Raw genomic sequence first — 25,491 nt, 5'->3', positions numbered from 1 at the left:
AGCGCCCCCGGCCGCGGCCGCTTCAGGCTTCCAGCCTGCGTCGGTGGTAGTTGATCTGGCCCAGGTGGTAGGAGAGGTGGGCCAGCAGATGCACCAGAAAATATTCGGTCGAAGTGGGCGCGGCCAGCACCAGCAGCGGGTATTCCTGCTCCAGGGCACTGTCGGGTAGGCCGGCCAGGGTTTGGTCGACGACGTCGATGGTTTGCTGCACCTGGGTTAGCAGCTCCTGGCGGGGCACGTTCTTGCGGGCAAACTCCTGCTCCCGGTTGCGGGTGTAGGCCACGCCGCCCAGCGCGGCCCCGATGTAGGTGCGCAGGTTGCCGACCAGGTGCAGGCAGAGGTTGCCGCCCGAATTGGCCGTGCCGGGCAGTACCTGCCAGAGCGTGTGCTCCTCCTGATAAAGCCCGATTTCCTGGTGCAGGCGCAGCAGGTCCCGGTTGAAGAGTTGGCTTAGGGTTTCAGTCAGCATAAGGCAGAGGATGAAAACGGGTAAACCGGAGCGGGGCGGTAGAGCCGGGCAAGCTAGCCAAAAAGCCACGGCCTTCAGCTGCCCCAACGCCGGGGGCCGAAGGCCGCTGAAACGGGAGAGCCGCCCGTGCCTACCCCAGGTAGGCCATGTCTTCGGGGCTGAGCCGGAGGCTGGCTGCCCGCAGGTTTTCGCGCAGGTGGGCCAGCTGGGAGGTGCCCGGAATCGGCAAAATCCAGGGCGACTTGTGCAGCAGCCAAGCCAGGTTGATCTGCGCCTCGGTGGCTTGGTACTTGCGGGCTAGCTCGGCAATGCGGCTGTCGGCCTTGGGCAGGGCGTGCAGCAGGGAGAAGAAAGGAATCAGCGGAATGCCGTGCTGCTCGCACAGGTCCAGCACTTCCTCACCGCCGGGGTTGGCACCGTGGGGCAGCTGCACGGTGGTGCGCTGGGCGTAGCTGTACATATTCTCGACGGTGGCAATGGGGCCCAGCCGCAGGCCGGCTTCCAGCTCGGCGCGGGTCACGTTGCTCAGGCCCACGTGCAGGATTTTGCCTTCGCGCTGCAACTCGAACATGGCTTCCAGCTGCTCGTCGAGCGGCACCGGGCCGTGGCCCATTAGGCGCAGGTGCACCAGCTGGATCTGCTCCCGGCGCAGGGTGCGCAGGTTGTGGTCGATGCTGGCGCGCAAATTTTCGGGCCGGTTGTAGGGTACCCAGCTTTTATCGGGGCGGCGGGTGGCACCTACTTTGGTGCAGAGTACCAGGCCAGCCGGGTAGGGGTGCAGGGCCTCGGCAATGAGGCGGTTGGTTACGTCCTCGCCGTAGTAGTCGGCCGTGTCCAGGAAGTTCACCCCGGCTTCAACGGCCGTGCGCAGAATCTGCAGGGCTTCGGCGCGGTTGGCGGGCTCCCCCCAGATGTCGGGGCCGGTGAGGCGCATGGTGCCGTAGCCCAGGCGGTGTACCGTCAGGGGCTGGGCCGAGTTGGCAGCAATGGTAATGGTCATGGTGGTTGGGGTCGTGGTGGCGGTGGAGGCGCCGGGCCGAAGGCCGTGCGGGCGCACTGCCTGCCAAACCGCGCCAGCCGGGCCGGGGTTATGCCGGAGCTGAATTTTGACCACCCTGCTCCAACTCTAGCAGCCACTTTTTGCGCCACAGTCCGCCCGCGTAGCCCGTCAGCTGCCCATCGGCCCCGATAACGCGGTGGCAGGGCACCAGAATGGCCAGGCGGTTCAGGCCGTTGGCGGCGGCCACGGCCCGCACGGCGGTCGGCCGGCCCACGGCCAGTGCCTGCTGCCCATACGAGCGGGTCGTGCCGTAGGCAATCCGGCCCAGCTCCTGCCACACGGCCTGCTGAAACGCGGTACCGGGCATGTGCAGGGGCACCGAAAACGCCTGCCGCCGGCCCGCGAAGTACTCGGCCAGCTCCTGGCGCAACTGGGCAAAGTGCGGGTTGTCGCTCTGCACGATGGTGGCCCCGAGGCGGCGGGCCAAGTCCCGCAGCTCGGTTTCCAGCATGCGCCGGTCGGTAAATTCGAGCAAACAGATGCCCTGTTCGGTGGCGCAGGCCAGCATCGTGCCCAGCGGCGTTTCCAGGCGCGTGAGGTTGATGACCTGCTGCTGCCGGCCCCGGGTGGGAGCCACGCCAAACACGGCCTTAAACGAATCCTGGAACCCGCTCAGCGACTCGTAGCCGCTGTCGAAGGCCGTGGCCGTCACCGTTTCACCGCTCTGCAGCTTCTTAAAGGCCAGGTTGATGCGGTTCAGGCGCTGGTAGGCCTGGAAGGTGATGCCGTGCTGCCGCCGAAACCAGCGCCGCACCGTGGCCGGCTCCAGGCCGCGCTGGCGCAGGTCGGCGTCGGTTATTTTCACGGTGGGCTGCCGGGCCAGCAACTCCAGCAGCTCCTGAATGAACGGCGGGGTGGCATCCCGCGCCGCCAGCGGCGTACACACTTTGCAGGGCCGGTAGCCGCGCAGCAGAGCTTCCTTGGGGGTAGCGAAAAACTCGACGTTCTGCGGCTTGGGCTTGCGGGCCGGGCAGGTGGGGCGGCAGAAGATGCCCGTGGTTTTCACGGCCGCAATAAAGCGGCCCTCGTAGGTAGCGTCCTTGGCCACCAGCGCCCGGTAGCACTCCGCCGCGGTAGGGGCAATTAGGTCTATAGCGGGCATCAGGCGAATAAGGAGGTAAAGGCGTGGTCGTGCTGAATCTGGCGGCTAAGCTGCTGCTGACGCGTAGCCAAGGCCTCAAACAGGAAGTTGCCCATGCTGATGCGCCGTACCCCGGCCGCCGCCAGCGCGCCAAAATCGGGCAGCGCCGGCAGGGCCATAACGTTCACCGGCAGGGCCGTCGCCCGGCAAAGGTCGCGGGTTTGGGCCAGATCGGTCAGACCCGGCACGAAAAGGCCGTCGGCCCCGGCTGCTTCGTACTGGGCCAGGCGCGTTAGGGTGGCCGCCAGCGGTGCTTCCGCTCCCAGCAGGTAGGTGTCGGTGCGCACGTTGAGAAACACCCGCAGCCCGTGGGCTTGCAGCCGGGCCCGCACCGTGCGCAGCGTTGCGGCAAACTCGGCCGCCGGCAGCTGCCGGCGCGCGCCCCGCTCATCCACCGAGTCTTCCAGGTTGACGCCCACTACGCCCAGGGCCGCCAGCTCGGCAATATGGTCGGCAATGCGGGCCGGGTCGCGGCTGTAGCCGCCCTCCACGTCCACGGAAACCGGCAGGGTGGTGCTGGCGCAGATGCGGCTTACCAGGTAGCGCAGCTCGGCAAAGGGCAGCTGCTCCCCGTCGGCATAGCCCAGCACACTGGCCACGGCCGCGCTGGAAGTGCCCACGGCGGCGAAGCCCAGGGCCTGGCTGGCCGCCGCGCTGCGGGCATCCCAGATGGTGGGCAGCAGCAGGGGCGCGGGCTGGTAGTGAAGCTGGCGAAAGTGGTGGTAGGCGGTGGTCTGCATCGTTTTTGAGGCAAAGGAAGACTCCCCGGCCGGGCGCTGCAACCGCTAAATGGACAGTCATTTTTTTAGCCGCCCGGGCTTTTTACTGGCTTCCACTCCCACCGCCAGCGCCGCCCGGAGCCATCCGGGCGGCGCTGGCGGTGGGAGCGGCTGAGGCGGCCTATTCGTCGGTGCTGGCGGGGCGGGTGGGGCTGCCGCCCAGCATCAGGCCCAGCATCTGCATGCCCACCTGCATTTCATCCTTGGCGTAGTCCAGCACGGGGGCCGTGGTGGTGATTTTCAGGTCCTGGTCGGTAATGGCTTTGGGCTGCACGCTGGCAAACTCGTATACCATGCGCTGCTTGCGCTCCTTATCGAAGTACACCACCAGGCGGGTAATGCCGTGGGCTTCGGCCACGTACACGGGGTGGGCAAAGTTGAGGCTCTGCGGAATCTGAGCCGAGGTCCACACGTCGAGGGCGGTGGGCTTGCTGGGCATCTGGCCCGGTGCGGCCGGCGTGGTTTCGGCTGCGCCCGGCTTGAGGGTATAGGTGGTTTTCTGGCTGGGGTAGCCGGCTATTGGGGTGGTTTCGGGACTGGTTTTCGACGTGTAGTCCTGGGCCGTTACCACGATGCTCTGCCAGGTTTTCTTGACCGAGGCCGCGTCGTAGGTGTAGTTCACCGTCTGGGGCGTCGACTGCGAGGCCATCCGCAGCAGCCCCTTGTTGGTGGCCAGGTTGAAGTAGTTTTCCAGGTGGTAAGTCAGCGCGTCGGTGGTGGCGCGGGCTTCCTTGCCCCGGCAGTAGATAGTGCCTTTGCGCGGCAGCATCAGGGCCCCGATGGTCAGGGCCGGACTGAGCTGGGCGGCTTCGGCCTGTAGCTGCTGCTGCTCGGCCGGGCTGAGGCGGGCGGCCAGCTGTTGCAGCTGGGCCTGCACGTTGCCCTTGGCCGGGTCCACCTGGCTCAGCAGCTTGTCAAACGGGTTGCCGGGCATCGACACCCGGGTGGTGATGACGCCCTGGGTGAACGGGGCCGGGGTGGTCGGGGGCGCCGGGGAGTAGCCGGCGGCCAGCAGCAGCGCCGTGAAGGGAAGCAGGGACCAGGCAAGCGGACGGGAGAAGCGCATAGCGGAAAGGGAGAGGATGGAGTAAATGCCCCAACGGGGGAAGATGTGGGAGAATCGGGGTAAAGCTATATAGATAAAGCAAAGTAGCCGGGGCCGGGCGGCCGGCAAGGGGCCGGGGCGGGCCCGTCCCAGGGCGCAAATACGCGCAAAAGGGCCCAAATCCGCCCGGTTGAGGGGTCAATATATAAGTTGGGGCGCGGGGCGGCGGCGGGTTATCGTGCTTTGGCTCACTATCCGGCTGCCGCTGCCGGCAAGGCCAACTGGTTCATCCATTTTCACTTATTCTCCTGCCATGCTCCGTTTACTGCGTCCTTTGTTCGAACCCCTCACGCTGCCCCGCTGGTGGCAGGATGCCCTGCTGCTGCTGCCCCGGCTGGTGGGCGGCTACCTGCTCACCGCCGAGTTTGGGGCTGCCAAATTCGGGCTGCCCTGGTCGCCGCCCGATAACAACCTGGGCCTGTTCGAAGTCGCCTACTGGTTTCCCAACGACGTAGCCGCGTACGGCGGCCTCTTCGCGCTGCTGCCGGGCTTCTTTGCCTGGATGGGCGCGTTCAGCGAAGCCGTGGGGGGCCTGCTGCTGGCCCTGGGCCTGGGTACCCGCTTGTCGGCCTTCCTGATTATCTGCACCATGCTGGTGGCCATTTTCATGCAGCAGTTGCAGCAGGGTATGTGGAACATGCTGCCCGCCGCCGGCTTTCTGTGGGCCGCGCTGCCCGCCCTGGTGCTGGGCTCCGGCCGCTTCGGCCTCGATTATCTGCTTGCCAAACCCCGCCGCCATGAAAACGCCTAGCCTGCTGGTTGCCTTGTGCCTGAGCAGCCTGCTGCTGCCCGCCTGCGTGCAGCCCGCCCACGACAAAACCGTCGTGTACCTGCTCGACGTGCGCGGCTTGCCCAACGTGCGCCAGGTGGGCCTGCGGGGCCGCGACAAGCCCCTGAGCTGGGACCAGGACCTGCCGCTCACGCCCGTGGGCCCCGACAGCACCCTCTACCGCGCCGTCGTCACGACCCGCACCGGCTACCGCATCACGGAGGTGAAGTTCACCGTCAACGGCGACTTTGAGCTGAAGAACGCCGACAACCGCCGCATCGAGTTCGGGCCCGGCGACACGACCGTGTACCGCGCCCGGTTCGACGTGCGGCCCTAACCGGGCTTGCCGGTGGGTAACACGTTACACCGCCACGGGTGGTGCTACTCCTGCCGGGCGCGGCTCATGATGCGCCGTTCCCAGCGCTTGCGCTTGGGGGCCACGTAGCCGCGCAGGTGCTTTTCCATTACCATCACGGCGCAGGGCGCGGCGGCCGTGGCTCCAAAGCCGGCGTTTTCCAGATACACGGCCACGGCAATCTTGGGGTGGTCGGCCGGGGCGAAGCCCACGAAGGCGGCGTGGTCGTCGCCCTCGTCGTTTTGCACGGTGCCGGTTTTGCCGGCCACGGTGATGCCCACGTCGGCCAGGCTGGAGGCGTCGGCGGTGCCGCCGCGCTGCATCACGGCCACCATGCCGGGAATCAGGGCCTCGAAGTGGGCGCTGTCGATCAGGGTGTGGCGCTTGCGGGTGAAGCGGGCCAGGGGGCCATTCTCGCCGATGCCGCGCACCAGGTGGGGCGGGTAGTACCAGCCCCGGTTGGCAATGATGGCCGCCATGTTGGCCATTTGCAGGCCCGTCAGGTTGATTTCGCCCTGCCCGATGCTGAGCGAGTAGATGGAGCGGTAGGTCCAGCGGCGGGTGCGGCGGGCCTTGTCGTAGTAGGCGGCGGTGGGCAGAAAGCCCGGGGCTTCGCGGGGCAGATCCACGCCCAGCACCGAGTCGAGGCCGAAGGAGCGGGCGTAGCGCCGCCACTGGGTGAGGTTGGCGTGCCGGGCCGCCACGGTGTCCTGGGCCAGGGAGTCGGGCACGCAGTTTATCAGGCTTTGCATCACCTGGTAGAAGTAGGGGTTGCAGCTGTACTTGAGGCCCTTGGTCAAGCTGGTTGCTTTGGGGTGGTGGTGCACGCAGCTGACCAGGCTTTGGTCGCAGCGGAAGGCCGAGCCGGGCACGATGGCCTGCATTTGCAGGGCAATGGCGGCATTCACCAGCTTGAACACCGAGCCGGGCGGGTTGGCCAGCATGGCGGGCCGGTTGAGCAGGGGCAGGTCCTCACTGTCGAGCAGCTCGGCGCGGATGCCGGCCTGGTCGGGAGCGGTGAGGGTGGCGGCCGGGTACACCGGGGCCGAGACGTAGGCCAGGATTTCGCCGGTGCGCGGGTCCAGGGCCACCAGGTAGCCCTTGCGGCCCCCGAGCAGCTTTTCGGCGTAGGCCTGGAGCTTGGCGTCGAGGGTCAGGTGCAGGTCCTGGCCCTGCTGGAAGGCGGTGTCCTGGGCCCAGGTGCCGTGCGGCTGGCCTTGCTTGTCGAGTAAGGGGTGGAGGTAGCCGCGGTGGCCGGTGAGCAGGCCGTTGTAGTAGGCCTCCACGCCGCCGTTGCGCAGGCGGTAGAACCGACCCCGGCCGGTGCGCCGGGCCTGGCGGAAGAAGGGCTGGGCCTCGGCGCTGCGGTAGCCCAGCACGGGGGCGCCGGCCGGGGTGGTGTAGGTGCGCTGGTACCGCTCGGTAAGCGTGAGCTGGGGCACGGTGGCGCTACTGTCGCGGCGCACCCGCTCGGCTTCTTTCCTGGTCAGGCGCAGCTGCACGGCCACGCCGTAGGCATCTTTATAAGGCAGGGCCTCCTGAATGCGGCGGCGCACGGTGGTCGAGTCCCAGCCCAGCAGCTCACCGAGCGCCAGGGTGTCGAGGGCGCGGCGGGGCAGCCGGAGCAGGTACTGCAGGCGGGTAGCGACCAGCACCGAGTCGTTGCGGTCGAGCAGGCGGCCCCGGATGAGGGAGTCATCGACCATGACGCGGCGCGGGGTGTAGACTTCGCCGGTGGTGGGGTCTTGCTGGGGGGCGCGGGCGGGCTGGTCGGCGGGGGAAGAGCAGGCGGCCACGACTACTAGCAGGGCTAGCAAAGCGTTTTTCCACCAGGGCGTAGCAGTGCGCATGGGGTAAAGCTAGACAATTGTCGGGCTTCAACCGGGCGCTTTTCGGTGAAGGGGGCGGTTTGGCGGTTCTGCCGGGGCACCTCACCCCCCGGCGTCTTCTCCGGGGGAGTGGGGAGCCGGCCGGCGCCGGCTTGGGGCTACGCGGTTTTTACCGTTTGGATATCGGCCCGCTCGAAGGTGAGGTTTACCGTGCGGCCTTTCTTGGGGCGGGTGCAATGGGGCACGTTAGCCGGAATCGAGAAGAGCTGGCCGGGCGTGAGCTCCACGGTGCGGCCTGCCGGCAGGTCGAGGCAGAGGGTGCCTTCCAGCACCAGGAACGTTTCGTCGGAGTTGGGGTGAAAGTGCCAGTAGAAGGGCTCGGTCATCACGCTCAGGCGCACGACGTGGTCATTGACCAACGACAGGGGAATGTTCTTGTACTGACTAACGCCGTGGGTTTCGGGCTGAAGGTCAATGACGGTGAGGGGCGTGGGAGTCATGGGGGCGGGAAGGAGTGGGAGTGGCAGGGAAGCCGGGAATACCTATACGGAATAGCGCAGCGTAACTCGTGCCCAGTCATGCCGGGAGGGTGCGCCTCCCCCGTTAGAACGACCGCGCCGCCCAAGTTGCTTCAGGCGGCGCGGTTCGTATGTGCCGCGTTGCGGCAGTGGAGGTACAACCTCCACGTCATAGCTGGGCACGAGTTACGGCTACGCCTAAACTCGCGCCAGCATATAGCTAATAGTTACTTGGCGGCCGGGTACCAGTTGCGCAGCCGCACGTCGATTTTCTTGTTGGCCGTGGTCACGGTTTTCTGGAAGCTGGCCACGTCGCTCAGGCCGTTCTGGCCCCGGTAGTGGTAGGGATACACGATGCCGGGCTTGAAGGCCAGCACGCCCTGGGCGGCCTGGTTCACGTCCATCGTGTAGGGCAGGTTCATGCACACGAAGGCCACGTCGATGTTCTTGAGGGCGCGCATCTCGGCCGTGTCTTCGGTGTCGCCGGAGAGGTACACGTTCTTGCCGCCCAGGCCCAGCACGTAGCCGTTCCCCCGGCCTTTGGTGTGCATGGCGTCGGGGGCTTCGGGCAGGTTGTACATCGGAATGGCCGACACCTGCATGCCCAGCGTATCGAGCCGCTGCCCGTTGCGCAGCACGCGGACCTGCTTTTTGTACTCGGCGGGCAGCTTCTCGGCCACGGCCTGGGGCACGATCATCAGGGCCTTGCCCACGGAAAGCCCCGCGAGCGTCTGCGGGTCGAGGTGGTCGGGGTGAATGTCGGTGATAAGGATAACATCGGGGGCAGCCAGGCCAGCGTAGGCGGCGGCTCCGCCGTAGGGGTCTACGTAAATCGTCTTGCCGTTCCAGGTAAACACCACGCTGCCGTGGGTGATGGGCTGCACCGTGAGCGGGCCTTGCTTGGTGGCAATCTGGTCAGCGGCGGCGCGTGGTGCGGGGGCGGTTTGGGCCTGGGCCGATGTGGTAAACGTCGCCAGGGCCGCCGCGAGGATAAGGGTGGATTTCATGGGTTTTCTTGGTGGGGGTGTTGGGAAGCAGCAGAAGCCGGTTCAGGTTGCTAACCCGGGGTGGGGGCGAAAGTTCTGGGGGAGGCGTTTGGAGAGGGTAGCCGGCGTTTCCCATGGGTGGAGCATAGAAAACGCCGCCCGGATTGCTCCAGACGGCGTGGGTTTGGGTTTGCTGCATTGCGGCAGTGGAGGTTGTGATTATAACTTAAAGTTCTTTTCAAACTTGCCTATTTGCGAGTCATATAAAAGGCTTTTGTACTTGTTTTTGTCCAGCAGGTATATGCAATGTCTTATTACAGTGTAAGGATTCATGTAGCTATGAGTGTCCAGTGCGTATTCTTCTACTGCTTCCTTATTGTTTTGCAAAGCCTCTATCAAATCTTTTGTAGAAAACTTAGGCTCGAGATTAAGTAAATCTCCAACAAAGCCATCTGCTTTATATTCTATAAAATGATAACTAGGAAAATGCTCTTGTGCAATGATTATAAATTTAAACACATTAATTTGTTCTTCTAGCTCTTTGCTGCCTGATGTTATCTCAGTTTGAGCTTTTTGTTGTGCTTGCTGTGTAACGCCTTTGATTCTCAAAAATTCTTCATCTGCTATTTCAAATAGAGCTGACAATCTATTTATGCCCCGTTTTAGTTCAGTGGGTATATTCTTCTTGTATTTTATTTTATGGTCTAGAATGCTCCAGGCATCCTGAATTACAGTTCTGATTTGTAATTCAAACTGTATGTCCTTAAATTTTGAATATTCGGGAAGTGAATTTCTTTGTTCATTTAACATCAGGTCTAAATGCAAACCTTTATATCCAAATTTATCTTCAGTACTTTCGAGTTGTGATATTTTGTCTGTAATTTCGATTCTTTTGAAATTTTCTTCGATATGTGTTTGGATTAATTTTATTTCGTCATTGTATAAGCAAACTATACGTAGTCCTATGATATCTGTTATATGATCTTTTATTTGGAAGTCAATTGCTTTTTCTTCTAAAGGCTTTTGATATTTCCTTTTGAACTTGTCAATACACTCCTCTCTTTCTTTTATTCTGAATGATACTGTTGTGGATGGGGCGCTGTCTACTATTAAAGCCGAAATTAGTGTTTTGAATACTTCAGATGCAGACAAGAGATAGTCATAGTTGTCATCATAATAAGTTCTGAATTCATTTATTTTGTGATTGATGTCAATTTCAACAGGCTCAATTTTGGCTTCTACTGTAGGTTTTTTCATAACAGGATGGAATTTTTTGAATGAAGAAGAGTTGGTTTGTAGGCATAAAAAACGCGCTACTTCAGCAAGATAGCGCGTTTTTTACATCATACATATAAAGAGCCGAATTACATATTCCGACGGTACTGCCCCCCAACCTCGAACAGCGCATTCGTAATCTGCCCGAGTGAGCAGAACTTCACCGTTTCCATCAGCTCGGCGAAGAGGTTGCCGTTGGCAATGGCGACTTGCTGGAGCTGCTTGAGGCGCGCTTCGGTCTGGTCGGCATTGCGGGTGTGCAGGAGGTTGAGCATCTCAATCTGGTACTGCTTTTCCTCGTCGGTGGCGCGGATAACCTCGGCGGGCACCACCGTGGGCGAGCCTTTGGAGGAGAGGAAGGTATTCACGCCGATGATGGGGTACTCGCCGGTGTGCTTGAGCATCTCGTAGTGCATGCTTTCCTCCTGGATCTTGCCGCGCTGGTACATGGTTTCCATGGCGCCCAGCACGCCGCCGCGCTCGGTGATGCGGTCAAACTCCAACAATACGGCCTCTTCCACCAGGTCGGTGAGCTCCTCGATTATGAAGGAGCCTTGGAGAGGATTTTCGTTTTTGGCTAAGCCCAGCTCGCGGTTGATGATAAGCTGAATGGCCATGGCCCGGCGCACCGATTCCTCGGTGGGCGTGGTAATGGCCTCGTCGTAGGCGTTGGTGTGCAGGGAGTTGCAGTTGTCGTAGATGGCGTAGAGGGCCTGCAGGGTGGTGCGGATATCGTTGAAGTCGATTTCCTGGGCGTGCAGGCTCCGGCCGCTGGTCTGGATGTGGTACTTGAGCATCTGGCTGCGGGCGTCGGCGCCGTACTTGAGCTTCATAGCCTTGGCCCAGATGCGGCGCGCCACGCGGCCGATGACGGCGTACTCGGGGTCGATGCCGTTGGAGAAGAAGAACGAGAGGTTGGGCGCGAAGTCGTTCACGCTCATGCCCCGGCTCACGTAGTACTCCACGAAGGTGAAGCCGTTGCTCAACGTGAGGGCCAGCTGGGTGAGCGGGTTGGCCCCGGCCTCGGCAATGTGGTAGCCGGAAATCGACACCGAGTAAAAGTTGCGGACCTTCTCCTTAATGAAGTACTCCTGCACGTCGCCCATCAGGCGCAGGGCGAATTCGGTGCTGAAGATGCAGGTGTTCTGGGCCTGGTCTTCTTTGAGGATGTCGGCCTGCACGGTGCCGCGCACCTGCGAGAGGGTGCGCTTCTTGATGGTCTCGTACACGTCGGCGGGCAGCACCTGGTCGCCCGTCACGCCGAGCAGCATGAGGCCCAGGCCGTCGTTGCCGGCGGGCAGCTCGCCCTGGTAGCGGGGGCGGGTCTGGCCCTGGTAAAGGGCGTCGATTTTCTGGTTTACCTCGTCTTCCAGGCCGTTCTCCCTGATGTACAGCTCGCACTGCTGGTCGATGGCGGCGTTCATGAAGAAGGCGGCCAGCGTGGCGGCCGGGCCGTTGATGGTCATCGACACCGAGGTGCTGGGGTTGGCCAGGTTGAAGCCCGAGTAGAGCTTCTTGGCGTCGTCGAGGCAGGCGATGCTCACGCCGGCGTTGCCGATTTTGCCGTAGATGTCGGGCCGCACGTCGGGGTCTTCGCCGTAGAGCGTCACCGAGTCGAAGGCCGTGCTCAGGCGCTTGGCGGGCAGGCCCATGCTCACGTAGTGGAAGCGGCGGTTGGTGCGCTCGGGGCCGCCCTCGCCGGCAAACATGCGGGTGGGGTCTTCGCCCTCGCGCTTAAACGGAAACACGCCGGCCGTGTACGGGAACTCGCCGGGCACGTTTTCCTGCAGCTGCCAGCGCAGCAAGTCACCCCAGGCGGTGTAGCGCGGCAGGCTGACCTTGGGAATCTGCTGGTTGCTGAGGCTGGTGGTGTGGGTCTGGATGCGGATTTCCTTGTCGCGCACCTTGAAGACGAACTCGGGGGCTTTGTAGGCGGCTACCTTTTGCGGCCAGGTTTCCAGGAGCTTCCAGTTCTGCCCGTCCAGGCGGAGTTTAATCTCCTCGAAGGTCCTCTCCAGGCCGGCCACGAGACTTCCGGCGTCGGGTCCACTGCTGCCGTGCCCGGCGCCAGGTCCGCCAGCTGATGCGTTTCCGATACTTTGGACGGCTCCGACGGCTTGTCGGATTCCGTAGAGCTGCTGAGCGGCGTCAGCTTGTTTAAGAACCCACTGGTCATATTGGCGGTTGGTTTCGGCGATTTCGGAAAGGTAACGGGTGCGGTGGGGCGGGATGATGTAGATCTTCTCGGAGTCTTCCTTGGTGGTAGCCAGCTGGGAGGCGAAAGGCACGCCCGTCCGGTCTTCTACGGTAGAAAGGATGGCGCGGTACAGGCGGTTCATGCCCGGGTCGTTGAACTGGCTGGCGATGGTGCCGAACACGGGCATATCGTCGAGGGGCTTGTCCCAGTGGCCGTGGTTGCGCTGGTACTGCTTGCGCACGTCGCGCAGGGCGTCGAGGGCGCCGCGCTTGTCGAACTTGTTGAGGGCAATGACGTCGGCGAAGTCGAGCATGTCGATTTTCTCCAGCTGGGTGGCGGCGCCGTACTCGGGCGTCATCACGTAGAGGCTGGCGTCGGAGTGCTCGATGATTTCGGTGTCCGACTGCCCGATGCCGGAGGTTTCGAGGATGATCAGGTCGAACTCGGCGGCGCGCACCACGTCCACGGCGTCCTGGACGTACTTGCTCAGGGCCAGGTTGCTCTGGCGGGTAGCTAGGCTGCGCATGTACACCCGCGGCGAGTTGATGGAGTTCATCCGGATTCGGTCACCGAGCAGGGCCCCGCCGGTCTTGCGCTTGCTGGGGTCGACGGAGATGATGGCAATGGTCTTCTCGGGAAAGTCCATCAGAAAGCGCCGCACCAGCTCATCCACGAGGCTGGACTTGCCCGCGCCGCCGGTGCCGGTGATGCCGAGGATGGGGGTTTTGGTAGGGTGTGAGGGTGTGAGGGTAGGAGTTTGGGAGTTGTTAGTATCAACTCCGTCTTCGGACTTCTGGAAGCTGCTAACCAGTTCAGCTTTTACCCGCTCGAATTCTTCGGGGAAGTTTTCGGCGGCGGAGATGAGGCGGCCGATGCTGCGGGCGTCCTTTTCCTTGAGGTGCTTTACTTCGCCGTTCAGGTTCTGGCCGGTGGGGAAGTCGCAGCGCTGGAGCAGGTCGTTGATCATGCCCTGCAGGCCCATGGCGCGGCCGGCATCGGGGGAGTAGATCTGCTCAATGCCGTAGGCGTGCAGGTCCTCGATTTCGGTGGGCAGAATCACGCCGCCGCCGCCGCCAAACAGGCGGATGTGGCCCGAGTTGCGCTCCTTGAGCAAATCGAACATGTACTTGAAGTACTCGTTGTGGCCGCCCTGGTAGGAGGTAATGGCAATAGCCTGGGCGTCTTCCTGAATGGCGCAGTCCACGATTTCCTGCACCGAGCGGTTGTGGCCCAGGTGGATGACTTCGGCGCCGCTGCTCTGGATGATGCGGCGCATGATGTTGATGGCCGCGTCGTGCCCGTCGAAGAGGGCGGCGGCGGTGACGATGCGGATGTGGTTTTTCGGCTTATAGGGAGCGGCGGGAGCTGCTTGCATAGCGCGGGGGAATGGGGTGGAATTTGGGTAGGCGAAGGTACGAAAAAAGCCCCGGCGGTGGGAGCGGGGGCTTTTTGTGGATTCCTATCAGAGCGAAGAAGAGCTACGCATCTTCAGTGGGGTATCCATAAACTCCTTTCCGCCGGTCGTATCAAAATCATGAAGAATGACTTCTAGGGCAGCGTACGGAATGTTTGAAGTTCCGAAAGTCTGGAAGTCAATTCTTTTTAGATCATCATGCCGGAATATTTCCACGAGCATCGTGCGGCCCTCGTCTGTATGTTCCCACAATTCCCAGGCTAACCCGTCGCGCGCTGGAATATCGGTGGCGTGCAGGATTTCGAAGTGTCGGTTGTCGATAGTGAAAATCATAGTTTAATGGCAGCAAATGACAGGTTTTAAATAACCCGGCCAGCCCCAGCGGGGCGACATGTCGGTAGTAATGATCAGGCGAATATCGTTGAAGCCCCAGCGGGGCGGCACCAATCGTTGCAACGATTGGTGCTGCCCCGCTGGGGCTTTGGCAATACAAGGGTAGCCGGTCTTGCTACCGACATGCCGCCCCGCTGGGGCTGGCGGGCGGGTGCGGTAAGCCACGATGACGAGGTGACAATGGCCGTTGCCCAAGTGTCATTAGCTGCGGCCGGGGCGGCAAGGGCTGGGGGTGGGGTGGCAGCAGGGTTGCATCCGGTGGCAGGAACTTCACTTGAGCTGGCAAGAGGTTCAACCGGCGTGACATGAGCCTGAATGGGGGTGACAGGAGGCTCAGCAAGGGTGGCATGGACTTCAACGGAGGTGGCAAGAGGCTCAACAGGGGTGACAGGAGCCTTGACGGGGGTGACAGGAGGTTGAACTACCGTGACATGAACCTCAACGGAGGTGGCATGCGCTTCACCGAGCCTGACAAGGGCTTCAGTGAGGGTGACATGAAGCTTATGGGTAGCAGCCGGCTTCTGCCGCCGGGGGGGGAGGGGCGCTGCGGGCGGTGGGCCTGTTCACACTACCTGCTGATGGGGTTGGGCGTAGAGACGCATAGTTGCGTCTCGTCGTTGAACGATACTCGTTCGAGTGGCGCGGACGATGAGACGCAAGGTTGCGTCTCTACATGGTTCTGGCTGATACGGTAGGGGGAAGGTCCTTCGCAGGCTCAGGATGACAGACGCTAGTCTCAACCCCGCTACTTCTTTTCTTCCGTCAACACGGTGAAGTAGAGGCTGGGGAGCAGATTGTGGACGGTCCAGGCGGCGTGGCCGTTTTCGCGCTCCACCATGCCGGGCTGCTTCTGGCGGATGACGGGGATGGAGAAGTACTTGTCTTCGGGGTCTTTCTTTTCGCTTTGCAGCCATTGCAGGGTGGCGGCTACGGGCTGGGCCTCCAGCTCAATATTATAGGGGCGCAAATCGAGCTTGAGCCAGCCCTGGCGGGTGGGCGGGCAGATGAGCTGCACGTCCTGGGTGCTCAGGAGCTGGTCGGGCCGGCCATTTTTCACGGTGTAGAGGTTCAGGCGAAAGCGCAGCAGCTCGTACTTGTTGTCGGTGAAATAGACGTGCAGCTCTTCGAGGTAGGAGCGGCGCTCGGGCGTGAGCAGGGCCCCGATTTCCCAGCCCCATTCGTCGTCGACGGTGGTTTTGCCCGAGCTGCCGCCCATCCAGCGCACGTCGGCCTTGTCGGTGGCGCGGCCCAGCTTGCCAGGCTTCACCCGGCGGCTTTGGATGGTTACTTCCCGGAGCACCTGCGGCTGGGGCGTGAGCTGAAACACCCGCTGCCCGGCCCCGAGCTGGGCGGGCGGCACCAGGCGGGCTTCGTAGCCCACGCAGGAAATGATGAGCGTGTCGCGCAACTCGGTGGAGGGCAGGCGCAGCAGGTAGCGGCCCTGCTCGTCGGCGGCGGTGCCGATGGCCTTGCCCCGCACCCCCAGGATGGCGAAAGGGACGGGCTCCTGGGTGCGGGCGTTGAGCACCTGGCCCGTGACGGTAACGGTTTGGGCCCGGGCGAGGGTGGCAGGCAGCAGCAGCAGCAACAGGCCGGCCAGCAGGCGAAGCAACATAGGCGGGTGACTAGAGGGGGCGGTAGTAGAGCAACCGGTAGCCTACCTACGACAGCCAGCGCCCGGCCGGACTTGCCGGGCGCTTTTAATAGATATAAGGAAGGAGGGAATGGGGCTAGCGCAGCTCGGCGAGGCGGAGCTGAAAGCCGGGTAGCACCGTTTCGCCGGACAACTCGTTATCGAACCCCTGCACGACTTCGGGCTCGGGCTGGCCGGGGCGGTAGATATAGGCGGTTTCGGTGTCGGGCACCACCAGCCAGGCCAGCTGGGCCCCGTTGCGGAGCCAGTCGCGCATCTTGGCCTGGAGGTCGGCGATGCTGTCGGTTTCGGAAGCCAGCTCCAGCACGAACTCCGGGCAGAGGGGGGCGAACTTCTTTTGCTGCTCCAGAGTCAGGGCATCCCAGCGGGCGTTGGTGAGCCAGGCAGCATCCGGAGCCCGCATGGAGCCATCGGGCAGGCGAAAGCCGCCGTTGGAGTCGAATACGCGCCCCAGCCGCTGCTGCCGGTTCCAAAGGCTCAGCTGAAAGTTGATTTCCGCGTTGCGCTGACTGGAAAGGCTACCCGTGGGCGACATAATGACGATAGTTAGCTGAGGCGTGCGCTCAATATGCAAATCGGGATGCTGGCGGCAGAAGTCGAAAAACTCGTCGTCCGTCATCTGGGCCAGGCTGGGGCCGCTGAGCGTCAGCGGCGCTTCGTTGGGCAGGAGCGTGATATGCATGGGTACAGGCGTTAGGTAGGTTAGCGCAGCTCGGCGAGGCGCAGCTGAAAGCCGGGCAGCACCGTCTCGCCGGACAGCTCGTTATCGAACCCCTGCACGACTTCGGGCTCGGGCCGGCCGGGGCGGTAGATATAGGCGGTTTCGGCGTCGGGGTCGAGCAGCCAGGCCAGCTGGGTACCGTTGCGCAGGTAGTCGAGCATCTTGGCCTGGAGGGTGCGCAGCGTGTCGGTAGCCGACTTGAGCTCGACCACAAACTCGGGGCAGACGGGCGCGAACTTGTCCTGCTGGGCGGTAGTCAGGGCGTTCCACTTGGCGGCCGACACCCAGGAGGCATCCGGCGACAGAACCGAGCCGTCGGGCAGGGTAAAGCCGGTGTTGGAGTCGAAGAATTCCCCCAGCTGCGCATTGGCTTGAAACCAGATGTAGAGTTGCCCATTCAGGCGGGCGTTGCGTTTGCCGGAGCGGCTGCCGGTGGGCGACATAATCATGATTTCGTGGTCGGCCGTGCGCTCAATGCGCAGCTCGGGGTGCTGCTGGCAGAATTCGAAGAACTCGTCGTCGGACATGCCGGCCAGCAGGGGGCCGCGCAGGGTAATGACGTCTTCGGTGAGAGTAGGGCGCATAGGAAGGAGAATAATAGCAGCCTGAAGATACGCAAAAACGGCCGGGCCGGGTGGCCCCAACGCACACGGCCCCCACGCTACCGGTAGCGTGGGGGCCGTTTTACCTAAGATAAGCGCGCCTACACCTTGGGCTCGGCGTTCAGCTCCCGGCTCCAGAAGCGGCCCTGGGCCAGGTCGGTCAGGAACTGGTCGGTGCCGTTGTCGCCGATGGTTACTCCGTCGCTGCTCAGCAGGTCCTTGGCGCCGCCGTAGGCCGCCTCGCTCAGCAGGGCTTTGCCGGCCGCCGTAGCCCCCACGGGCTTGCAGTGGCGGAAAGCCTCGTTCACGAAGTGCACCGCGTCGTGCTGCTGGCTGAGGGCCTGGCCGTCGCCGACCACGTACACGCCGTCGAACAGCACGGAGGCCGTGGTTTGCAGGCTGAAGTCGACGGTCAGAGCCTCGCCGCCCTGCACGCGCAGCTTGCCCAGGTGGGGGGCTACCAGCTTGGCGACGGCGCCCTTGGCTTCCAGGGCCTTGGTGAGGGAGGCAATGGCCGCGCCATCGGCCCCGTCGGCGGCCAGGATGGCCACCTGCTTGGTTTCGATGCTCTTTTTGGCGTTATAAGGCGAGTTTTCGATGCTCAGCGCGTCCGACTTCGGCTCGTTGCCGGAGGCGGGCTTCGACTGGTGGGCGGCCACGTCAGCATCGGCGCCCAAGCCGTAGTTGAGCTGCACGCCCTCGGCGGTAGGCACTTCCAGGCCCAGGCCCTTGGCTACGCGGGTGGCCAGCTCAGTGGCTACCAGGCTGAGCTGCATCAGCATGCGCTTACGTACCGATTCGGCCTCCACCTTGCCCAGCTCGAAGCGCAGGGCCTTGACGATGTGGACTTTCTCGATGTCGGCCTGGCTGTTCCAGAACAGGCGGGCCTGGGAGTAGTGATCGACGAAGCTCTTGCTGCGGGCCCGCACCTTATGGGCTTCCATCCGCTCGTGGTGGCTCACGAAGCCGCCCTCGCTCTGCTTGGCCTGCCGGGGCGAGTTGTCGTTGAGCAGGTTGGGGCCGTAGCTGCTCTTGCCCACGTTGATCTGCTGGCGCATGTGGCCGTCGCGCTGGTTGTTGTGGATGGGCGCGACGGAGCGGTTAATCGGGATTTCGTGGAAGTTTGGGCTGCCCAGGCGGGTAAGCTGGGTGTCGGTGTAGGAGAACAGCCGGCCTTGCAGCAGCGGGTCGTTGGTGAAGTCGATGCCGGGCACGACGTGGCCGGGATGGAAGGCCACCTGCTCGGTTTCGGCGAAGTAGTTGTCGGGGTTGCGGTCCAGCACCATGCGCCCGATAATGGTGACGGGCACCAGCTCCTCGGGAATAATCTTGGTGGCATCGAGCAGGTCGAAATCGAACTTGAACTCGTCTTCTTCCTCCACCATCTGCACGCCCAGCTCCCACTCGGGGAAGTTGCCGGCCTCGATGTTGTCCCACAGGTCGCGGCGGTGGAAGTCGGGGTCCTTGCCCGAAATCTGCAGGGCCTCGTCCCACACCACCGACTTGATGCCCAGCTTGGGCTTCCAGTGAAACTTGACGAAGCGCGACTTATTCTGCGCGTCAATCAGGCGCCAGGTGTGCACGTTGAAGCCCTCCATCATGCGCAGGTTGCGCGGAATGGCCCGGTCCGACATGGCCCACAAAATCATGTGCATCGACTCGGGATTGGCCGAAATAAAGTCCCAGAACGTGTTGTGGGCCGAGGCCGCCTGCGGAATTTCGTTGTGGGGCTCGGGCTTCACGGCGTGGATCAGGTCCGGAAACTTGATGGCGTCCTGGATGAAGAACACCGGAATGTTGTTGCCCACGAAGTCGTAGATGCCTTCCTGGGTGTAGAACTTCACCGCGAAGCCGCGCACGTCGCGGGCCATATCGGTGGAGCCGCGGAAGCCGGCCACGGTGCTGAAGCGGGTGAAGATGGGCGTGCGGGTGCCGGGCTGCAGAAAATGGGCCTTGGAGTACTGGCTGGCGTTGTCGTAGGCCTCGAAGTAGCCGTGGGCGGCCACGCCGCGGGCGTGCACCACCCGCTCCGGAATCCGCTCGTGGTCGAAGTGGGTGATTTTCTCGCGCAGCAGGAAGTCTTCCAGCAGCGTGGGGCCCCGCTCGCCGGCTTTCAGCGAGTTCTGGTCGTCGTTCACGCGCAGGCCCTGGTTGGAGGTCAGCAGCTCGCCGTGGCCGTACTCGCGGTTTTGCTCCAGGTCGGCCGATTTGGCGTCGGAAGCAGCAGCGGCCGACGCGGCGGGCGGCGTTGGGGTAGTTGGTTGGGACTTGGAGGGCTTGGCCATGTTGGTAGGCAAGGGGTAGAGGCGGAAGAGAATAGTGAAAAAGCCAGCCGGGGCGGAGCTGGCCGTATGGGCGCGGCCCCGCCCCGGCCGTCGTCAGGCGTGCGGTGACAGGGCGCAACGGGATTTGGGTTAGGCGCTGGCTTTCTTTTCCAGGGCCTGTAGTAGCTCGTCGGCGGCCTGCTCGATGTCGTGGTAGCCCTGCTGGGCGGCCCGCTCCTTGGCGGCAATGAGTCCGTCGCGGTGCACGGTCTTGAAGTCGCCGTAGGGAAACTTGTAGCGGCCCTTGGTGTCTTCACCGTGGCTGGCGTCCTGGCCCAGGTGCCACTGGGCGTACTCGGCCATTTCGTGCTGGTCGAGGAACTTGTTTTCGGCCGCGGAGTCGGGGTTGTGCGCGCCCCAGTGGCCCTGGTCGTTCTTGATTTTGCCGTCCTGAATCAGCTGCCTGGCGTAGATTACGGCCGCGGGGTTAAGTTTGACGCTCATAGCTTTTGGGTGGTGGGGTTGGAGGGGGAAAAGCGCGAGGGCCGCGCCCGGCTGCTGCCTACCAGTACGCGCCGGCCCCGCTTTCGTTAACGAGGAGCTTACCCCCGAAAGCCAAACAGCCGGACTACCTGGCGGCAGTCCGGCTGTCGAACGACTGGCTGTTGGCCGGGCTTAGCGCACGTCGCGCACGGCCGCTACCCCGGCCTGGGCCACGGCGTGGTCGTCTTCCACGGTGCTGCCCGACACGCCGATGGCCCCGATGACGCGGCCGTTGCTGTCGAGGATGGGAATGCCGCCGGGGAAGGTAATCAGGCCGCCGTTGGAGTGCTCAATGTTGAAGAGCGGGCCGCCGGGCTGGGAAATCTTGCCCAGCTCGCCGGTAGGCATGTCGAAGAAGCGGGCGGTTTTGGCCTTCTTGATGGAGATGTCCAGGGAGCCGAGCCAGGCGCCGTCCATGCGGGCGAAGGCCGTGAGGTTGGCCCCGGCATCGACCACGGCAATGTTCATCTTTACGCCCATTTCGAGGGCTTTTTGCTGGGCGGCGCGCACGGCGGCCTGGGCTTGTTCGAGAAGAATGCTCATGAAGGGGAGGTTGGTTGTGCGCTAGTAACCCCGGCCCGGGCACTAAGGTTGGGCGGGCCGGCTAAAAAGCCACGCCGGCCTGCAGCACCAGCCGCCAGCTCAGGCATACCAGGCTCGTCAGCAGCACGAGCCCCCAGGCCAGCTGGGTTTTGCGGGACTTGGGCACGGTAAACTCAAACAGATCCTGGGTGCTTTTCAGGGCCATAGGCAGCAGCAGCAGGCCCATGCTCACGAAATGCAGCACTTCGTTGCGGCTCAGGTCGGGCCATTTCAGCGCGGCCAGCACCAGGCTGCCCGCCACCCAGGGCACCAGAATGCCCGCTACAATCAGCTGGCGGCGGTTGGGGTACTGCATCAGGGTAATCGAGTCGTGGCTTTGCAGAAAGCCGATGGCCGCCAGGTAGCCAAAGCCCAGCTGAACCAGCCCGCTGAGAACCGCCACGATGACGTTGGGAATATTGCCGGCCATAAACAGCCAGCTGGGAATGTACCAGGCCCAGTTTTCCACGAACGTATCGGCTACCAGGGCCCCCAGCACCAGGTTGCAGCAGTGCAGGGTAAGCCAGAGCAGAAACAGCTTCAGCAAGCCCTTGCGGTGGCGGGCCCGGTGCCAGAACCACAGGCCCGCCACTACGCCCAGCGCGGCGCACACCGCCGGGCCCACGCCGTACACGGCCAGCACCGCCGTGCGCCACCACTCCGGGTCGCTGATGCTGAAGCGGATGCTGCTGGGCCGCCACACGCCGGGAATGCTCAGGCGGCGGGCCATGGCCACGGTGGCAGCCTGGTAGAGGCCCTGCGTGAGCATGTAGGCCAGCAGGTAGATAAAGGTGCTGTTGAGGGCCGTAATGGTGGTTTTGGTGGAGGCGCTGTAACTGACAGCGGGGGCCGGAGCGGACATAGATTCGAAATAAAAAGGACTTGGGCGGACTAAAAATAGCGAGTCTGGGGTTGACTACAAGCCGACGGGTCGCGGCCCCGAATAGCATTTGCGGGCGGTTTTGCCTACCTTCGTCTTTGAAAATACGCCACTAGTGAAGAACATTCGCAATTTCTGCATCATCGCCCACATCGACCACGGCAAAAGCACGCTGGCCGACCGGCTCCTGGAATTTACCAGCACCGTGTCGAAGCGCGACATGCAGGCCCAGCTGCTCGATAACATGGATCTGGAGCGGGAGCGGGGCATTACCATCAAGAGCCACGCCATCCAGATGCAGTACCCCTACAAGGGGGAAATGTACACGCTCAACCTGATTGACACGCCCGGGCACGTCGACTTCAGCTACGAAGTAAGCCGCTCCATTGCCGCCTGCGAAGGCGCTTTGCTGATCGTGGACGCCTCGCAGGGCATTGAGGCCCAGACGATTTCCAACCTGTACCTGGCCATCGGCTCGGACCTGGAAATCATTCCGGTGCTCAACAAGATTGACCTGCCGCACGCCATGCCCGAGGAAGTATCCGACGAAATCGTGGACCTGATCGGCTGCGACATCGAGGATATCATCCACGCCTCCGGCAAAACTGGTATCGGCATCGAGAACATCCTGAACGCCATCTGCGACCGTATCCCGGCGCCGAAAGGCGACCCGGAAGCCCCGCTGCAAGCCCTGATTTTCGACTCGGTCTTCAACTCCTACCGCGGTATCGAGGTCCTGTTCCGCATCAAGAACGGCACCATGCGCAAGGGCGACAAGCTCCGCTTCATGGCCACCGGCAAGGAATACGGCGCCGACGAAATCGGGATTCTGGGCCTCAACCAGGAACCCCGCCAGGAAATGAGCGCCGGCAACGTGGGCTACCTGATTTCGGGCATCAAAGAAGCCCGGGAAGTAAAGGTCGGCGACACGATTACGCACACGGCCCGCCCTACCGAGGAAGCCATTGTGGGCTTCGAGGACGTGAAGCCGATGGTATTTGCCGGCATCTACCCGGTGGACACCACCGAGTACGAGGAGCTGCGCTCCTCGATGGAAAAGCTTCAGCTCAACGACGCCTCCCTGGTGTGGGAGCCCGAAACCTCGGCGGCCCTGGGCTTCGGCTTCCGCTGCGGCTTTTTGGGCATGCTGCACATGGAAATCGTGCAGGAGCGCCTGGAGCGCGAGTTCAACATGACGGTCATTACCACCGTGCCCAGCGTGCAGTTTCACGCCACCGGCACCAAAGACCAGCTGCTGACCATCAACGCGCCCTCCGAAATGCCGGAGCCGAACCTGATTAAGCACATTGAGGAGCCCTTCATCAAGGCCCAGATCATCACGGCGGCCGAGTACGTCGGGGCCATCATTACGCTGTGCATGGAAAAGCGCGGCGTGATTAAGGGCCAGAGCTACCTGACCAGTGAGCGGGTGGAAATGAACTTCGAGCTGCCCCTGTCCGAAATCGTGTTCGACTTCTTCGACAAGCTCAAGACCATTTCGCGCGGCTACGCCTCGCTCGACTACGAGCTGATCGGCTTCCGCGAGTCGGACATGGTCAAGCTCGACATCATGCTCAACGGCGAGAAGGTCGATGCCTTGTCGGCCATCGTGCACCGCTCCAAGAGCTACGAGTGGGGCAAGCGCATCTGCGAAAAGCTGCGCGAGCTGCTGCCCCGCCAGATGTTCGACATTGCCATTCAGGCCTCGATCGGGCAGAAAATCATTGCCCGCGAGACTGTGAAAGCCCTGCGCAAAAACGTAATTGCCAAGTGCTACGGCGGCGACATCAGCCGCAAGCGCAAGCTGCTCGAAAAGCAGAAGGAAGGCAAGAAGCGCATGCGCTCGGTCGGTTCCGTCGAAATACCCCAGGAGGCCTTTTTGGCCGTCCTCAAATTGGATTGAGTACCAGAACGCGGCCCCCGAGCCGCGTTTTTTTTGCGCGTGACTTCCCTCATTTTTCACCTCATACCATTCTTGCAAAGGCGTCGTATGACTTTCCCCTTACCTTATGTCTACTTCCCTCACCAAGAATTGCACGAGCCAGGCGCAGCTGGAGAAAATCGTTAAAGGCCAGGAGCGCAAGTTCCGCTGGCGCGACGACTGGCCCCAGATGGAGCAAGCCATCCTGACCGAAGGCGCGGCCGCCATTGCCCGCCACCAGCTAACCCACCCCACGACCCCCAACCCCGACCAAGGATTAGTATAACCCAACCCCGACCCCGCATGACCACTGCTCCTGAAGCCCCCGCCACCTACCGCCTTATCGACGGCAAGCAGACCGCCGAAGACATCAAAGTGGAAATTGCCGCCGAAGTTGCCCAGCGCAAGGCCGCCGGCCTGAAAGTGCCCCACCTGGCCGCCATCCTCGTCGGCCACGACGGCGGCTCCGAAACCTACGTCCGCAACAAGGTGCTGGCCTGCGAGCGGGTCGGCTTCGAAAGCACCCTGCTGCGCTACGAAGACGACATCACCGAGGCCGAGCTATTGGCCAAGGTGCAGGAGCTGAACCGGGACGAGCAGATTGACGGCTTCATCGTGCAGCTGCCCCTGCCCAAGCACATCGACCCCAACAAGGTCATCGAAGCCATCCGCCCCGAAAAGGACGTGGACGGTTTTCACCCCATGAACATCGGGCGGATGGTGGCTGGCTTGCCGGCGCTGCTGCCCGCTACGCCCTCGGGCATCGTGGAGCTGCTGCGCCGTTACGAGCTGGTGACGGATGGCAAGCACTGCGTGGTAATCGGACGGAGCAACATTGTGGGTACGCCGGTTAGCATCTTGCTGGCCAAGAACTTGGAGCCGGGCAACTGCACCGTGACTTTATGCCACTCCCGTACCCAGAACCTGGCCGAAATTACCCGCACCGCCGACATTCTGGTGGCGGCGCTGGGCCGGCCGGGCTTCGTCACGGCCGACATGGTCAGCCCCGGCGCGGTGGTTATCGACGTGGGCACGACCCGGGTGGAGGATGCCACCAAGAAAGCCGGCTGGGCCCTGCGCGGCGACGTGAACTTCGACGAGGTGGCGCCCAAGGCCAGCTACATCACGCCCGTGCCCGGCGGCGTAGGTCCCATGACCATTGCCATGCTGCTGCTGAACACGTTGCGGGCGGCCAAAGGGGAGGTGTACCCGCGCAAGGCCGGCTAATTCAAGCCGCAACCTTTCGAAATACAGGCGGTTATCGTACTTTTGAGGTCCGGTTGCGGCCCAGGGCCGGCGCGGCAACGCGCCTGGGTACCTTGGGCCGCGGCCGGACTTACCCGTTTTTCCTTCGTTTTGCTGCACGTACTTCCAATAACGTCGACGCCCCCGGCCGCTGGGCCGGCGGTGGCCACCCTGCCCCTGATGGAGCAGTTTTACACCATTCAGGGCGAGGGCTACAACACGGGCCGCGCGGCCTACTTCCTGCGCCTGGGCGGCTGCGACGTCGGCTGCGTGTGGTGCGACGTGAAAGAGTCGTGGGATGCTGATGCCCACCCGCGCGTGGCCATTGCCGACATGGTGGCCGCCGTTACGGCGCACCCCGGCCGCAACGTGGTAATTACCGGCGGCGAGCCGCTGATGCACGATTTGACCGAGCTGACGGCCGCGTTGCACGCCGCCGGCTGCCAGAACTGGATTGAAACCTCCGGCGCCTACCCGCTGTCGGGCCAGTGGGACTGGATTTGCGTGTCGCCCAAGAAGTTCAAGGCCCCGCTGCCCGAGGTGGTGCGGCAGGCCCACGAGCTGAAAATCATCATCTTCAACAAAAGCGACTTTGCCTGGGCCGAGCAGCACGCCGCCCTGGTGGGCGAGCATACCCGCCTGTACTTACAGCCCGAGTGGAGCAAAGCCCCGCAAATGATGCCGCTGATAGTGGATTACGTGAAAGAAAATCCGCGCTGGCAGGTGTCCTTGCAGACGCATAAATACCTTGATATTCCGTAGCTTCCGGCCCTATGCGCCCCTTGCTAC

24 protein-coding genes are annotated in these 25,491 nt (G+C 62.8%); 6 read left to right on the top strand and 18 right to left on the bottom strand.

What is annotated here, in order from left to right; genetic code table 11:
- Positions 1–22: 22 nt before the first annotated feature.
- The 5 genes from E5K00_RS04680 to E5K00_RS04660 form a co-directional block, all read right to left on the bottom strand.
- Positions 23–469 carry a DUF1572 family protein gene (locus E5K00_RS04680; RefSeq protein WP_135462097.1) on the bottom strand — a complete coding sequence of 149 codons (447 nt, stop codon included), beginning with the start codon at positions 467–469 and terminating at the stop codon, positions 23–25.
- A 130-nt stretch (positions 470–599) separates the two neighbouring features.
- Entirely contained in the window at positions 600–1,469 is an 870-nt protein-coding gene (locus tag E5K00_RS04675; RefSeq protein ID WP_135462096.1) for an aldo/keto reductase, read from the bottom strand.
- Positions 1,470–1,557: 88 nt separating this feature from the next.
- Positions 1,558–2,631 (bottom strand): bifunctional transcriptional activator/DNA repair enzyme AdaA, encoded by a 1,074-nt coding sequence (locus E5K00_RS04670; RefSeq protein ID WP_135462095.1) that lies wholly within the window; start codon positions 2,629–2,631, stop codon positions 1,558–1,560.
- Positions 2,631–3,410, bottom strand: coding sequence for an isocitrate lyase/PEP mutase family protein (locus E5K00_RS04665; RefSeq protein ID WP_135462094.1), 780 nt, complete (start codon positions 3,408–3,410; stop codon positions 2,631–2,633). Before E5K00_RS04665 ends, E5K00_RS04670 begins: the two co-directional genes overlap by 1 nt.
- A gap of 160 nt (positions 3,411–3,570) precedes the next feature.
- A complete protein-coding gene (locus E5K00_RS04660; RefSeq protein ID WP_135462093.1) occupies positions 3,571–4,515 on the bottom strand; it encodes a hypothetical protein in 945 nt (314 codons plus the stop codon).
- Between the two features lie 292 nt (positions 4,516–4,807).
- On the opposite strand from E5K00_RS04660, the gene E5K00_RS04655 reads away from it, so the two are divergent.
- Both E5K00_RS04655 and E5K00_RS04650 read left to right on the top strand, forming a co-directional pair.
- A complete protein-coding gene (locus E5K00_RS04655; protein WP_135462092.1) occupies positions 4,808–5,305 on the top strand; it encodes a DoxX family protein in 498 nt (165 codons plus the stop codon).
- Positions 5,292–5,660 carry a hypothetical protein gene (locus E5K00_RS04650; protein WP_135462091.1) on the top strand — a complete coding sequence of 123 codons (369 nt, stop codon included), beginning with the start codon at positions 5,292–5,294 and terminating at the stop codon, positions 5,658–5,660. Before E5K00_RS04655 ends, E5K00_RS04650 begins: the two co-directional genes overlap by 14 nt.
- Before the next feature lie 44 nt (positions 5,661–5,704).
- On the opposite strand, the gene E5K00_RS04645 is transcribed toward E5K00_RS04650, so the two are convergent.
- From E5K00_RS04645 to E5K00_RS04585, 13 genes are all read right to left on the bottom strand, one after another.
- Positions 5,705–7,528, bottom strand: a complete 1,824-nt coding sequence (locus E5K00_RS04645) for a peptidoglycan D,D-transpeptidase FtsI family protein (protein WP_135462090.1) — start codon at positions 7,526–7,528, stop codon at positions 5,705–5,707.
- Positions 7,529–7,665: 137 nt separating this feature from the next.
- Positions 7,666–8,007: a cupin domain-containing protein gene (locus tag E5K00_RS04640; protein ID WP_135462089.1), complete on the bottom strand. Its 342-nt coding sequence runs from the start codon at positions 8,005–8,007 to the stop codon at positions 7,666–7,668.
- 245 nt (positions 8,008–8,252) lie between these two features.
- The gene (locus E5K00_RS04635) at positions 8,253–9,032 is read right to left on the bottom strand and encodes an MBL fold metallo-hydrolase (protein WP_135462088.1); all 780 of its coding nucleotides are present in this window, start codon (positions 9,030–9,032) and stop codon (positions 8,253–8,255) included.
- 198 nt (positions 9,033–9,230) lie between these two features.
- Positions 9,231–10,268 carry a GTP pyrophosphokinase gene (locus E5K00_RS04630; protein ID WP_135462087.1) on the bottom strand — a complete coding sequence of 346 codons (1,038 nt, stop codon included), beginning with the start codon at positions 10,266–10,268 and terminating at the stop codon, positions 9,231–9,233.
- A 107-nt stretch (positions 10,269–10,375) separates the two neighbouring features.
- Positions 10,376–13,858 (bottom strand): methylmalonyl-CoA mutase family protein, encoded by a 3,483-nt coding sequence (locus E5K00_RS04625; protein WP_135462086.1) that lies wholly within the window; start codon positions 13,856–13,858, stop codon positions 10,376–10,378.
- An 87-nt stretch (positions 13,859–13,945) separates the two neighbouring features.
- On the bottom strand, positions 13,946–14,230 hold the full coding sequence (locus E5K00_RS04620; RefSeq protein ID WP_135462085.1) for a hypothetical protein: 285 nt from the start codon (positions 14,228–14,230) through the stop codon (positions 13,946–13,948).
- A gap of 805 nt (positions 14,231–15,035) precedes the next feature.
- On the bottom strand, positions 15,036–15,905 hold the full coding sequence (locus tag E5K00_RS04615) for a carboxypeptidase-like regulatory domain-containing protein (protein WP_135462084.1): 870 nt from the start codon (positions 15,903–15,905) through the stop codon (positions 15,036–15,038).
- 115 nt (positions 15,906–16,020) lie between these two features.
- Positions 16,021–16,626 (bottom strand): Uma2 family endonuclease, encoded by a 606-nt coding sequence (locus tag E5K00_RS04610; protein ID WP_135462083.1) that lies wholly within the window; start codon positions 16,624–16,626, stop codon positions 16,021–16,023.
- A gap of 20 nt (positions 16,627–16,646) precedes the next feature.
- Positions 16,647–17,249 (bottom strand): Uma2 family endonuclease, encoded by a 603-nt coding sequence (locus E5K00_RS04605; protein ID WP_245328207.1) that lies wholly within the window; start codon positions 17,247–17,249, stop codon positions 16,647–16,649.
- Positions 17,250–17,368: 119 nt separating this feature from the next.
- The gene (locus tag E5K00_RS04600; protein ID WP_135462082.1) at positions 17,369–19,552 is read right to left on the bottom strand and encodes a catalase; all 2,184 of its coding nucleotides are present in this window, start codon (positions 19,550–19,552) and stop codon (positions 17,369–17,371) included.
- Between the two features lie 129 nt (positions 19,553–19,681).
- Positions 19,682–20,035: a hypothetical protein gene (locus tag E5K00_RS04595; protein WP_135462081.1), complete on the bottom strand. Its 354-nt coding sequence runs from the start codon at positions 20,033–20,035 to the stop codon at positions 19,682–19,684.
- A 171-nt stretch (positions 20,036–20,206) separates the two neighbouring features.
- Positions 20,207–20,617: a GlcG/HbpS family heme-binding protein gene (locus E5K00_RS04590; RefSeq protein WP_135462080.1), complete on the bottom strand. Its 411-nt coding sequence runs from the start codon at positions 20,615–20,617 to the stop codon at positions 20,207–20,209.
- 61 nt (positions 20,618–20,678) lie between these two features.
- Positions 20,679–21,518 (bottom strand): hypothetical protein, encoded by an 840-nt coding sequence (locus E5K00_RS04585; RefSeq protein WP_135462079.1) that lies wholly within the window; start codon positions 21,516–21,518, stop codon positions 20,679–20,681.
- A 133-nt stretch (positions 21,519–21,651) separates the two neighbouring features.
- On the opposite strand from E5K00_RS04585, the gene lepA reads away from it, so the two are divergent.
- The 4 genes from lepA to E5K00_RS04565 all read left to right on the top strand — a co-directional run bounded on the left by lepA (position 21,652) and on the right by E5K00_RS04565 (position 25,464).
- Positions 21,652–23,439 carry a translation elongation factor 4 gene (gene lepA / locus E5K00_RS04580; RefSeq protein WP_135462078.1) on the top strand — a complete coding sequence of 596 codons (1,788 nt, stop codon included), beginning with the start codon at positions 21,652–21,654 and terminating at the stop codon, positions 23,437–23,439.
- 106 nt (positions 23,440–23,545) lie between these two features.
- Complete coding sequence (locus E5K00_RS04575) at positions 23,546–23,743, top strand: hypothetical protein (RefSeq protein WP_135462077.1); 198 nt, start codon at positions 23,546–23,548, stop codon at positions 23,741–23,743.
- A 17-nt stretch (positions 23,744–23,760) separates the two neighbouring features.
- Positions 23,761–24,684 (top strand): bifunctional 5,10-methylenetetrahydrofolate dehydrogenase/5,10-methenyltetrahydrofolate cyclohydrolase, encoded by a 924-nt coding sequence (locus tag E5K00_RS04570; protein ID WP_135462076.1) that lies wholly within the window; start codon positions 23,761–23,763, stop codon positions 24,682–24,684.
- A gap of 129 nt (positions 24,685–24,813) precedes the next feature.
- Positions 24,814–25,464, top strand: a complete 651-nt coding sequence (locus tag E5K00_RS04565; protein ID WP_394346314.1) for a 7-carboxy-7-deazaguanine synthase QueE — start codon at positions 24,814–24,816, stop codon at positions 25,462–25,464.
- Positions 25,465–25,491: the final 27 nt, after the last annotated feature.

Origin of the sequence: Hymenobacter aquaticus, from assembly GCF_004765605.1 — a bacterium.
Classification (GTDB): domain Bacteria; phylum Bacteroidota; class Bacteroidia; order Cytophagales; family Hymenobacteraceae; genus Hymenobacter; species Hymenobacter aquaticus.
This window is presented reverse-complemented; position numbering and strand designations above follow the sequence as displayed.